At 29.5% G+C, this 12,150-nt stretch carries 9 protein-coding genes; 3 read left to right on the forward strand and 6 right to left on the reverse strand.

What is annotated here, in order from left to right; all coding sequences use genetic code 11:
* Nucleotides 1-7: 7 nt before the first annotated feature.
* The 6 genes from BLT88_RS03400 to BLT88_RS03425 form a co-directional block, all read right to left on the reverse strand.
* Entirely contained in the window at nt 8-1,621 is a 1,614-nt protein-coding gene (locus BLT88_RS03400) for an amidohydrolase (RefSeq protein WP_091953004.1), read from the reverse strand.
* A complete protein-coding gene (locus BLT88_RS03405) occupies nt 1,618-1,980 on the reverse strand; it encodes a MauE/DoxX family redox-associated membrane protein (RefSeq protein WP_091953006.1) in 363 nt (120 codons plus the stop codon). Before BLT88_RS03405 ends, BLT88_RS03400 begins: the two co-directional genes overlap by 4 nt.
* A gap of 4 nt (nt 1,981-1,984) precedes the next feature.
* The gene (locus tag BLT88_RS03410) at nt 1,985-3,418 is read right to left on the reverse strand and encodes a M20/M25/M40 family metallo-hydrolase (RefSeq protein WP_091953007.1); all 1,434 of its coding nucleotides are present in this window, start codon (nt 3,416-3,418) and stop codon (nt 1,985-1,987) included.
* 226 nt (nt 3,419-3,644) lie between these two features.
* Nucleotides 3,645-4,373 (reverse strand): CDC27 family protein, encoded by a 729-nt coding sequence (locus BLT88_RS03415; RefSeq protein WP_091953009.1) that lies wholly within the window; start codon nt 4,371-4,373, stop codon nt 3,645-3,647.
* A 36-nt stretch (nt 4,374-4,409) separates the two neighbouring features.
* Nucleotides 4,410-6,191 (reverse strand): TonB-dependent receptor, encoded by a 1,782-nt coding sequence (locus BLT88_RS03420; protein WP_091953010.1) that lies wholly within the window; start codon nt 6,189-6,191, stop codon nt 4,410-4,412.
* A gap of 5 nt (nt 6,192-6,196) precedes the next feature.
* Nucleotides 6,197-9,226, reverse strand: coding sequence for a tetratricopeptide repeat protein (locus BLT88_RS03425; protein ID WP_091953012.1), 3,030 nt, complete (start codon nt 9,224-9,226; stop codon nt 6,197-6,199).
* 161 nt (nt 9,227-9,387) lie between these two features.
* Between BLT88_RS03425 and BLT88_RS03430 the strand changes: the two genes are divergently transcribed.
* Genes BLT88_RS03430 through BLT88_RS03440 form a run of 3 tightly spaced genes read left to right on the forward strand, consistent with a single transcriptional unit; the run spans nt 9,388 to nt 11,901 of the window.
* Nucleotides 9,388-10,062, forward strand: coding sequence for a cell division ATP-binding protein FtsE (locus tag BLT88_RS03430; protein WP_036787342.1), 675 nt, complete (start codon nt 9,388-9,390; stop codon nt 10,060-10,062).
* A 30-nt stretch (nt 10,063-10,092) separates the two neighbouring features.
* Nucleotides 10,093-11,190 carry a glycosyltransferase gene (locus tag BLT88_RS03435; RefSeq protein ID WP_036787340.1) on the forward strand — a complete coding sequence of 366 codons (1,098 nt, stop codon included), beginning with the start codon at nt 10,093-10,095 and terminating at the stop codon, nt 11,188-11,190.
* A 30-nt stretch (nt 11,191-11,220) separates the two neighbouring features.
* The gene (locus tag BLT88_RS03440) at nt 11,221-11,901 is read left to right on the forward strand and encodes a glycosyltransferase (protein ID WP_302846613.1); all 681 of its coding nucleotides are present in this window, start codon (nt 11,221-11,223) and stop codon (nt 11,899-11,901) included.
* Nucleotides 11,902-12,150 lie beyond the last annotated feature (249 nt).

The raw sequence follows: 12,150 nt of genomic DNA on the forward strand, positions 1-12,150 counted from the left end.
GATTATTTTAATAAACCTTTTCTCCATTTACATAAGTTGACACTACTTTTGTTTTTGGAATTTCGTTTCCGTTAACTTGCATTATATCTTGATTCAAGATTACAAAATCAGCAAACTTACCAACTTCTATTGAACCTTTCTCTTTCTCTTCAAAATTGGAATATGCCGCCCAAATAGTCATCCCTTTTAAGGTTTCTTCTCTACTTAGAGCATTTTCCATTTGAAAACCACTTTCTGGATAGTTGTTAATGTCTTTTCTCGTGGTCGCCGCATAAAATGTTAAAAATGGATTGACTTGTTCTACAGGAAAATCGGTTCCTAAAGCAATTTTACCATATCTATTTAATAATTTTTTAAAAGCATAAGCTCCCTTCATCCGCTCTTTTCCAATTCTATCTTCTGCCCAGTACATATCTGAAGTTGCATGAGTTGGTTGCACAGAGGGAATAATATTATCAAATTTATCAAAATCTCCATCAGAAATAATTTGAGCATGTTCAATACGCCAACGTCTATTTTTAACATCTTTTAAAACATCTTTATAGGTTTTTAACAACCAAGTATTTGCAGAATCTCCAATAGCATGTGTGTTCATTTGAAATTCTGATGCAGCAATTTGTCTTGCAATTTCTTGATATCTTTCAGGGGAATAAATTAAGGCTCCAAAATGATTCTCTCTATCTGAATATGGTTTACGCATTGCAGCTCCTCTTGAGCCTAAAGCTCCGTCACCATAAACTTTAAAAGAACTTACATGTAAGCGATTAGTTTTTGTAATTCCTTTTTTTATGTAGTAATCAATTTGTGCTTGATTATCCGCAGAAACCATTGCATAAACACGTATTTTTAATTCGTTTGATTCTTGTAAATCATCAATTAATTCTATCGTGTTTCTATCTAAACCGGCATCATCAACTGTTGTTAAGCCATAAGAGAAAGAAATTTTTTGTGCCGCCAATAAACCTTTTTTTGCTGCTTGATTTGAAGTTTCAGGAAACTTAATAAAATCCATTGCTGAATCAATTAAAATACCTGTCATTTTTCCATTCTTCAGTATGATTTCTCCGCCTGAAATTTTCGTGTCTTTTGTAATGCCTGATAAATCAATAGCCGCTTGATTTACTAATAGGGCATGACCATCAACTCTGCCAACTGCGACAGGAATTGTAGGAAATAACTTGTCTAATTTCTCTTTTGTTGGAAATTCTTTTATTTCCCAATCATTTTGATCCCAACCACGCCCTGAAATAAAAGTAAGATTTTTCTCTTTTTGAAAAGCGACAATTTTCTCTAGTACCTCCTCATAACTTTTTGTTCCTTCTAAAGATACTTTTTGCTGTTGTAAACCCATTCTGTAAAAATGGCAATGTGCATCAATTAAACCAGGAATAATGGTCTGCTCCTTTGCGTCAATTAGATTTTCTGATGTATATTGAGCATGTATCTCTTCAGCACTTCCAACTGCAACAAATTTCCCGTCTTTGATGGCAAATGATTCTGCATTATCAAATTTTTCGTTAACAGTATAGGTGTTTGAATTGAGAACAATGAGGTCTACTTTTTCTTTTTCACAAGAGAAAAATGAAGTTAAAAATAGTACAAGTAATACTAGGTTTTTCATGTGTGTATGTATATTAAATATGATAAATACATTAATAAAAATTGAATTGGAATTCTAATAAAAGCTAGTTTTTTAGAACCAATTACGGGTTGTTTTTTTGTGAAATCCCAAATATGAATTGGTAAAAACAGCATCATTAAAATAAAAATTCCTAATGCTGAGTTTTTTACTGTTTGATTAAAAAATAAGCCAATTCCTAATATGAACTCTATAAAGCCAAATACATAGTTTACCGCGAGTTTTGGTAAGAAATTTGGAATAAATCCATTAAAAAAATTCGGTTTTTTGAAATGCATGAACCCGGCATAGGCAAAAAACACTCCAAAAATAATTCTAAGAATTAGGGTTAAAATACTCATTAAATTAAGGTTTTACGGGAGCGTCAGCATATAGATATTTATCCATTAAATAAATAATACTCACCATGGAAGCGCTTCCTAATTCTAGTTCACGTTTATTGACTTTATCAAAAGTATCTGTACTAGTATGATGATAATCAAAATAACGCTGAGAATCTGGCCTGTAACCTACTAATGTTACATCATCTCCTTTTAAAGGACCAATATCTGCACCGGAACCACCTTTATCTAAATCATGTAATCCATAAGGAGATAATAGTTTTTTCCAGCTTTGTAATAGTTTGGTGTTAACCGTATTTGCATCTATAGAAAATCCCCTAGGAGTATGACCTCCGGCATCAGATTCTAACCCTCCAATATGATTTTCTTTATTGAATTTTGCCAATTCTGCGTATTTTTTTGCGCCTCTCGTTCCGTTTTCTTCGTTCATAAAAAAGACAACTCTCAACGTGTTTTTAGGTTTGATGTTGTTTTTTTTAAACAAATAAGCAACTTCTAAAGATTGTACAATTCCGGTGCCATCATCATGAGCTCCATCTCCTAAATCCCAAGAATCTAAATGACCACCAACTACAACAATGTTTTCTGGAGTTTCAGTTCCTCTAATTTCGCCAACAACATTAAAAGAAGGTGCATCTGGTAAGGTTTCACAACTTTGTTTAAAGTAAAATTTTAAAGTCGGATTTTGTTTTAAATCAGTACTTAAAATATTAGCAGCTCTGCTACTAATGGCTGCAGTTGGAATGTGTTTTTCTTGGGATAAGTCTCCATAGCTCATGGTGCCTGTATGAGGATAATCATCTACAGAATTTGTCATCGAACGCACAATAACTCCTTTTGCCCCAAATTCCCCGCAAACTGCAGCACCATTTACACGTTGATCGACGCAACCTCCGTAAGCTTTAAAGGTGTTAATTAGGGTGTCGTCAAAAGGACGATTAAAAAACACTATTTTTCCTTTCATTTTATTTCCTAAAGCTTCTGCTTCTGCTAAACTTTTTACTTCAATAACCTCTGCTAAAACTCCTGCTTTTGGGGTTGCTACTGAGAAGCCTAATGCACAAATTGGCACATCTTTTTGAACTCCGTTTGTGGTATAGTTTGCTACTTCTTTTTCGCCTCTAACCCAATGTGGAACCATAACTGGCTGCAGCCAAACGGAATCTAAACCTACTTCTTTCATTAGCTTTTCTCCCCAAATTACTGATTTATCAGCTTCTGGTGATCCAGATAAACGTCCCCCAATATTTTGAGTTAAATCGCGCAACCATTCATAAGATTTACCATCAGTTAATGCACTATTAAAAAGGCTTTTAATATTAGTAGAATCAATTTTTTCTTCAGAAGATAATTTCTCTGAATTGATTAGTTTTTTTTGTTTAGGAGTGCATGATGCAAGAAGCAAAGAAATAGATATAAAGAGTAATATATTTTTCATTTTGTAGTTCGTTTTAGATTTTATAAAGCTACAAAAATGAAACGAGAAACTATTCACTTTGAAAATGTATTAGAATTTAAGGACGCAAAGCTCTCCAATTAAGAAATGTTACTTCGTATGAGGTGGGTTTAATTTACTATTTTGATGGGGTCTATAAAATTATTTTGTTATTATTTTTAAATTTTATTCTGTGAAGAAAGGATGTAATATCAACAATAATTATTTTTTAGAAGCTTTGGAGTTCGTTTAATATTTTCTCAGCTTCAATAAAGATATTTCGATATTTTTTCGAATTTGCTTTTGTCATTGATGTGATTTCAGAAATAATTTCGGTTAAGATTTCTTTGGAATCCTCCTTTTTATTTCTTCGTATTAAATATTTTGAGAACTCTAGTCTTTCCGGGTAGTTAGAAAATCTTTTATCAATTTTTCTTAGTTGAAATTCAGCTTCCGTAAATTGTTCTTTTTGTTCTAACGCTAATCCATAGAAGTACAGAGATTCTTTGAAATTTTTATCTAAATTTATTTTGTTGGCATATTCAATGACCTTGTCAAAATTACTTGTTTTATAATAACAATGAATCAATTTATTTAAAGTATGAGGATCGTTTTTAAAATTAGCTTCTAGAGCTTTTTCATAAAAAATAATGGCATTTTCAAAATCTTTATTTTCAAGATGAACATCAGCTAAATTTATTTTATTTTGAAAAGTGTTAGAAAAATCTAATTCTTTCTCTAAAGCTTTAATTTTCCTTGTCGGGTTTATTACAGTGGTGATTTCTTGAGCGATCACTGTGATGTCTTTTCTATTAAAGACATTTGTGAATAAGTATATAATAGAGCCAATTAAAGGGATGAAAAAAAGGACAAAGTACCAGTAATAGTTACTCTTATTTTTATATACATGATACATGCAAAACACTTGTAAGGCAATCATTAAATAGTATAGTAGCATTTTGTAAATATACTAAAACAAGTCTCGAGAAAACTATCAGAAATCAAACTTGTAAGTGATACCAACTAAGGCCTGAAAACCTTGTACAGTAAAGTTGGCGAAACGTTGATAATTATTGTTGAAAATATTGTTTACTTTTAAGAATGCAGAAAATTTGTCATTAAAATGATACCCTCCATGCACGTTTACATCCACAAAAGATTCTAAGGTTTGAAAGCCATTTGTAGTTGATGGAAACGAAGCGCTATATAAAAGGTCCTCCCTCTCATTTATATAAAAAATATTCGTTGTTGCATACCATTTATTATTCTTGTACTTTCCAATGAAGTATGCTTGTAAAGTAGGGAAGTTCCATGCTTTTGATTGATTTTTTAATTCAAAGTTATCGAACTGAATGTTGGTTGAAAACGTAATTCTCTTTGTGAAATTATAGGTTATTTCTGCAGAAAATGAAGTTGTTTTTATATCATCATACACTACATTAAATGAGTTGCCGTATTCATAACCTTTTAAAGGAACTCCATTCACAGTATAGTTCGTTCCATCAGATTTTGAATTGTTTCTTAAAAACAAAGGAGCGTCCTCTTGGTCTTTTATACTTGCAGAAATATTAAAACTAATAGTATTATTAATCAATCCATTTAAACCTAAGAAAGCATTGTATTTTTCTGAAGTTTGCGTCATAAATATAGTAGGAGAAATATAAGGGTTTTCTTCTACGAAACCTTGATAAGTATTTGTTTTTAAGTCGCCAGAAATTCCTCCATAAATATTTAAATACTCTTTGATAATTGGTTTACGAATGTGAATGTCTGGATAAATTAAAAAATTATTTACACTATTTTCAGTATCAAAAGAACCAAAAATTTTTGTTCCTAATTTTAAAGAAAAGCCACTTATAGTAGTTTTATATTCGGGTTTTATTTTTGCCGTAAAAATGGCATAATTTAATTTATTTTGATTTGCATACTCATTAGTGAATTTACCTTTTAAAAATTCTATACCCGTATTTATATTGAGACCATTGAGTTTACTGTAAATATAATCCAGGGGTATATCTAAGGCTGTATTAAAATTCATTAAGAATTCTTGACTGCGAAAGGCATCAGAAAAATAAGAAACGGAAATTGTACTTTTGTCTATGTAAGCGTCTAAAAAATCAATTTCTCCTTTAGTATTAAGAAGATTATAAGCCTGATTTTCATTAATTAAGTTTAAAGTGTTTTGAGTAAAATTAATATTTGGTAATCCATACCAATTGTATACTTTTCTTTCGGCCTCTAAGCTTACTTTCCAGTCAAAATAACGCTCTTCTTTTTTGTAAAATATAGTTGTTAAAAAGTTCGAAAAATTACTATTTAGAATAGTGTTTTCTATATTGTCTAAAGAAGCAGTATATTTTGCATACAAACCAAATTCACTATCAAAACGAGTACTACTATTTACATAACCCTCTAAATATGGAGATGTATAATTGCCAAATCCTAAGGCTACATAATTGTTGTAAATACGCTCTTTTACGCCGACCTCAATACTTTTTACAACCCCACTTTTAGGAACAAACGTAGAGGCCACAGGAGCAGAAAAAATAGTATAGCTTAATTTTTTCTTTTTACTTTGATCTAATAATGTGATGGTAGGATTTTTTTTAATTTTTGAGGCATCTGCAATTTGGGGATTGTATTTTGTGATTACTTCTACAACCTCAGTTTTAACTGTATCCATTTTAACAGCAAGTGCTTTTTTTGTAGATTTCTTTTGAGAAAAGGCATTGAAAATGCTAGAGAAAACTAAAAATAGTATAAATCCTTTTTTCATTTATTTTAATTTTTAGGGATTATAGAATTATTAGTCTTCGCTTCATTTTCTTTTACACGATTAAGCTCTAATTGCGCTTCATTTATGAGGTCTTTAAATTGAGTAAAGTTTTTAATTACGTTTTCTAAAATAAAGGTTGCTTGGTAAGCATCTTTTAAACTGTAATAGTTTTTAGCCATGATAACATAACTTTTTACTCCCCAATATTTATAAGTGGAATAATCTGCGATTAATTTTTGCACAACTTTGTTGGATGCGATATATTCTTTTTGTTGATTTTTAAAGAAGGCATTGTAGTATAAAGTTTCTGCTTTTAAGGCACCAATTGCATTTTTTTCTAGCTCGGTATAATATTCTTCAGCCATAACAAAATCTTCGGTTTTAAATGCAGAGCGTGCAATAATAGTTATGGCATCTTGCTCTAAAGTATTTTTAACAGAGCTCATAGAAAGTACTTTTTTTGCATAAGAAATAGCTGCTATGTATGCTTGAGTTTCATAGTAACCTTTCATTAGGTTACTTTGTGCAAACTGTATATTTTCAATTGTATAGGCCTCTTTTTCTAATCTTTCTAGCAGGGGCAGGGCATCTTGAAATTTTTGTTTTTCTAAATATATTTGGGATAGTTTTGCCAAAGTATCTTCGCTAAATGGCGTTATACCTGCCTTTAAAATTATGTTATAATTTACAATAGCTTTGTCAAATTGTTTTTCTTTAAATAAAATATTTGCTAAATAATAGTTAGCTTTTAAAAAGTTTGGACCCTTTGGAAATTTAGTTAAGTATTTTTTTAGTGAAAAAATAATTCCAGAATGGTTTTTATTCTCAAAATACTTTCTTTCTGCAATTGTAAAAGAGGAGTTTTCTGCTTCCGATTGAGATACATTTATAAATTGGAGTGTTTGTACCCAGGCAACATATTCATCAAAATTATCTTCATCTAAATATATGTTTTTAGCATTTCTAACAGCTTCAATTGCGTCAGGGGTATTTGGATATTTGCTTGCAGTAAGTTTAAATCGTTCAATTGCTTCTGGATTCTGATTATTGCTATAATACAATAAACCTTGCCTCACCAATGCTCTTGGTAAGAACGAGCTTTTGGGGTACTTCTCTAATAGCCTATTGTAAGCTCTATGTGCTTTTTCATGATTCTTAGTTTTAGTGTATGTATTTGCCAATTGATACAATGCATCATCTTTTAATGAGGAGATTTGAAAGTCATTTACTACCTTGCTTAAGGCTCTGATTTTAGAATCATTTTCATTTCTAAAACCATGACTCATTCCAATTTGATATTGAGCATAATCTGCCCCTGATCCTAGATTTGTGACTACAGTCTGATAAGATTTTATAGCCTCGCCATAATTTCTTGTTGCAAAATAACTGTCTCCAAGACGGATAAAAACATCATCTTGAACTTCATTTGGAGTAAGATTTACTTTTAATAATTTTTTAAAAGCAGTAATTGCTTTATTGTATTCTTTTAGCTTAAAATGGCAATATCCAATATGGTAATCAATTAAAGAAAACTCTTTGATATTGGTTTTTAATTTTTTCTTTACATTTTTGAATTTTGAGATAGCCTCTTTATAATTTTTTAGTCTGTATAAAGTTTCAGCCTCCCAGTAACCTCCTTTTGTGTTGATTTTTTTATCCAGTGATTGCTTACTTTTTGTAAAGTAAGAAAGGGCTACTTGTAGTTTAGTTTCATTAAATAACTGAATTCCTCTGTACAATGAAACTTCAGATGCCAAAGCAAAATTGTCAGTAGTTTTCTGTTTGTTTAAATAATCTAGAGCTCCTTGATAGTTTTGTTGATGAATAAAAGATGAAACCACCAAATTATTAATTTCTTTATAAGAAGGAGATTTCGGATATTTCTTTAAAAAATTTTGTAAAATATCAGAAATATTTTGAAACGGATTACCTGTTTCATAACTTAATTTGGCATAATTTAAGGCAGCATCTTCCTGAATTTCCAAGTTAAAATCCATTTCACTAGCTGTTTTAAAAGCATTTAAAGCTTCCGTTTTTTTATCAGTATTTAAATAACATTCTGCTAAATGATAATAAGCATTTTGTGAAACCGAATTTTTTTGATCTATGATTTTGTTAAAATAACTAATTGCATTTCCAAAATCATTTTGCATGAAATACACATATCCCAATTGATAATAATCATAATTATTCCACTTTCCTTTTTTCCCGGTATATGCTTTTAAATAGGGGATGGCTTCTTTATACTTTTTTTGGTTAAAATAACTTTCACCCACAATTTTAGAAATTTCCGGAGCATCTTTTTTTCTAACTGTTTTTAAAAGTTCTTTTCCTACTTTTATACAGCGTTCAAATTTCCCTGCCTTAAAGCTAATGTCTAATAAATAGTATGTAATTTCTGCTTTGTAGGATTCATTATCTGCTATTTCTTTTAAAGTAGATTCGGCAATTCCATAATCTTCTAGTTTATAAGAAATAAAGCCAAAATAATATCGAGCATCATTACCATATTTAGCATCATTTATTAAAGGTAAAAACCTATTTTTAGCTAATATTAAATTTTTGGTAACCAAAAGGCCGTAACCCATTTTAAAATTTAGTTCTTTTTGGTTTTCTGCAGAAAGTAAATCTTTGTTTACTTTTTTGAACCATTTTAAGGCATGTGAAGCTTTTTTATTTGCAAAATAATACTTGCCAACAATAAAATAAATTTTATTTTTTTTACTGCTTGTTGGGTTCTCTTCAACAAAAGTCAATACTTTTTTATCTGCATTTGTTTGATTCAATTTAATAGCACATATGGCATTATAATAAGAGGCATCAACTTTTAAGGCTGAATTTATTTTTGTTTTTTCCTCAACTGTTTTAAATATTTTTTGCGCAGCAGCATAGGCTTTGTTATTGTATAAATTCAAAGCATTGTTATAGTTCGCAGTTACATTTGCATCAACAATCGACTGTTGAGAAAATACAGCAAAAACCGTTAAAAAGAGAAGTGACGATAAAAAATGGTTTTTTACAAAACGAAACTGCATACAATTGTTTTTGTTATCATGTAATAAACGTATTTTTTTTAAATTTGTTTGATTAAGTTATAAAAAATATTCATAATATTCTTGGTCAAAACTGAGAATTGTGCTGTTTTATTGTGTTAAAATCAATAGAAACATATAAGTTTGTATAAACTACTATTTTTATGAAGAAAACGGTTGTACATTTAGAGAATGCAGACATTTATCAAAGAGATAATTTGGTTTTATCTAAAGTAAATTTAACCCTAGAGAAAGGTGATTTTTATTATTTGATCGGTAAAACAGGAAGTGGTAAAAGTAGTTTAATGAAAACCCTTTATGGAGATTTGGGACTGCAAAAAGGCAGAGGAACAATAGTAGATTTTGATTTAAAAAAGTTAAAGGACAAGGAAATTCCTTTTTTAAGAAGAAAAATTGGAATTGTTTTTCAAGATTTTAAATTATTAAATGATCGGTCTGTTTTTGATAATTTAGAATTTGTTTTAAAAGCTACTGGCTGGAAAAATAAAGAGAAAATTAAAGCAAAAATCAATGAGGTTCTAGAAAAAGTGGATATGCAATCTCAATACTATAAAAAAACCTTTGAGCTTTCCGGAGGTGAGCAGCAAAGAGTTGCTATTGCAAGAGCTTTGCTAAATGATCCAGAATTAATTTTGGCTGATGAACCCACAGGAAATTTAGACCCTAAAACTTCGTTAGAAGTCATGGAGCTCTTAAATGAAATTCATAAAAGTGGTAAAACTATTTTAATGGCGACTCATGATTACCAATTAATTGTGAAATTTAAGCAGAAGACCCTAAAAGTAGAAGCCGGAAAGTTATTTGAAATAGCACAGTAAATTACAAATGAGCATAGAAACAATTAGTTTTTGAAAAATAAAAAAATCTTTGTAGCTGTTACTAACGATATTTCTACGGATTACCGAGTGCATAAAATATGCAATTATCTAATCAATAAAGGTCACGAAATTGTTGTTTATGGCAGAGTTTTGCCAAATACAATTAATGTAAAAAGAGCGTATAAAATTGTTAGAAAAAAACATATTTTCAATAACAATTTTTTGTTCTACGCGGAGTTTAATATTAGGTTGTTTTTTTATTTAATTTTCAGAAAATTCGATTATGTTCTTTCGAATGATTTAGATACGTTACCTGCTTGTTTTTTTGGAAGTAAAATAAAAAATACAAATTTGGTTTATGATAGCCATGAACTTTTTTCTGAAGGGCCAGAATTACAGGGAAGAAAATTTGTACAAGGCTTTTGGAGGAGCTTAGAAGATTTTTTCTTACCGAAAGTAAAAAATGCATACACAGTAAGTCAATCTATTGTTGAGTTTTATGATTCTAAATATCAGAATAAAATGGGGGTTATCAGAAATATTCCGTTAAAAAAAGATATTCTAGAAATTGATGAAGTAGCTTTTCCAACAACTAAAAAAACAATTTTGTATCAAGGCGTCTTAAACCCTGGAAGAGGTTTAAAACCTATGATAAAAGCGCTAAAATTTATTAATGATTTAGATTTAATAATTATTGGTTATGGCAAAGTAGAGCAAGACTTAAAATCCTTTGTTGCTCAAGAAAAAATGAAGGATAGAGTTCACTTTTTGGGGAGAGTTTCTAGAGATAAATTATTTAATTATACAAAGAAAGCAACTCTAGGTATGGTTTTAGAAGAACCCTTAGGTTTGAGTTTTCAATATTCTTTGCCAAATAAATTATTCGATTATATTCATGCAGAAATTCCAATTGTAGCCGGAAATCTACCAGAGATTACAAGAATTATAAATAAGTATAAAGTTGGTGTTTTAGTGGATAATTATGAGCCTAAAACGATAGCAAAAGCAATAAATAACCTATTGAAGGATGAGGTCTTATTGTCAGAAATAAAAAAAAATCAACAGAAAGCAAAAGATGTTTTATGTTGGGAGAAAGAAAGTAAAAAATTAGATAATTATTTTAAATAGTAGAAACGTATCAATCCAAAAATATCTATAATAGTTCCGGTTTTAAACAATCTAAAAGGATTGCAAAAAACAGTGGGTAGTATTAAAAATCAAATATTTAAGGATTTTGAGGTTTGGATTATGGACGGAAATTCATCCATAGAGACCCAAAACTATTTAAATAAGTTAGAAGCGCCATTTTTTTATCATTCTCAAAAGGATAAAGGAATTTATGATGCCATGAATCATGGAGTTTCCTTATCTAAAGGTGAATGGTATTATTTTTTAGGAGCTGGAGATACTATAGAGCACAAAAATACTTTGAGTATTGTTTCCAAGAAGTTAAATGTTAACTTGGATATTTTATATGGGAATGTAAGATATGATAAAACTAATTTCACATCAAAATTTTCTAACCTTTTATGGATAAAGAATACTTTGCATCATCAGTCTGTATTTTATAATAAAAAACTATTTGTCAAAATCAATTATGATACTAACTATAGGGTTTTAGCTGATTATAAATTTAATTTAAATCTTTATTGTGAAAATATAAAAGCAGAAAAAATTGATGCTATTATATCTAATTGTGATGAAGAAGGTATTTCTAAAGATTACAATTGGTCTTTATACAAAGAAGAATTAAAATTAAAAAAGACACATACGAATTTAGGTTTTTATCCTTTTTTATCTTTATTAATTACTTTGAAGTTTATTTACAGAAAATTATAAAAATAGACAGCTTTCCTAGAAGTGTAAATTTAATATGAGAAAAAAATGAGAAGCTTTTTTTAAACTTAAAGAGGCTTTTTAAAAATTACTTAAAAAAAAAAGAGTATCTGTAAGTATAATATAAAAGCGAACTTATTATTAAAAATCATGCAGCTATTTGGGTTTTCTTTTCACTTGCGGTCCAATCTGACTTTTTTAGACAAATTTGTAGTTGTAAATAGTTGACATTTATCTCAATGTGCCTTGCCG

This window comes from Polaribacter sp. Hel1_33_78, assembly GCF_900106075.1.
In the GTDB taxonomy this organism is placed as follows: domain Bacteria; phylum Bacteroidota; class Bacteroidia; order Flavobacteriales; family Flavobacteriaceae; genus Polaribacter.

Excerpts from the sequence above, each read along its gene's own strand:
- BLT88_RS03410 (WP_091953007.1), bottom strand. The coding sequence starts at position 3,418 with ATGAAAAATATATTACTCTTTATATCTATTTCTTTGCTTCTTGCATCA.
- BLT88_RS03400 (WP_091953004.1), bottom strand. The coding sequence starts at position 1,621 with ATGAAAAACCTAGTATTACTTGTACTATTTTTAACTTCATTTTTCTCT.
- BLT88_RS03420 (WP_091953010.1), bottom strand. The coding sequence starts at position 6,191 with ATGAAAAAAGGATTTATACTATTTTTAGTTTTCTCTAGCATTTTCAAT.
- BLT88_RS03415 (WP_091953009.1), bottom strand. The coding sequence starts at position 4,373 with ATGCTACTATACTATTTAATGATTGCCTTACAAGTGTTTTGCATGTAT.
- BLT88_RS03405 (WP_091953006.1), bottom strand. The coding sequence starts at position 1,980 with ATGAGTATTTTAACCCTAATTCTTAGAATTATTTTTGGAGTGTTTTTT.
- BLT88_RS03425 (WP_091953012.1), bottom strand. The coding sequence starts at position 9,226 with ATGCAGTTTCGTTTTGTAAAAAACCATTTTTTATCGTCACTTCTCTTT.
- BLT88_RS03430 (WP_036787342.1), top strand. The coding sequence starts at position 9,388 with ATGAAGAAAACGGTTGTACATTTAGAGAATGCAGACATTTATCAAAGA.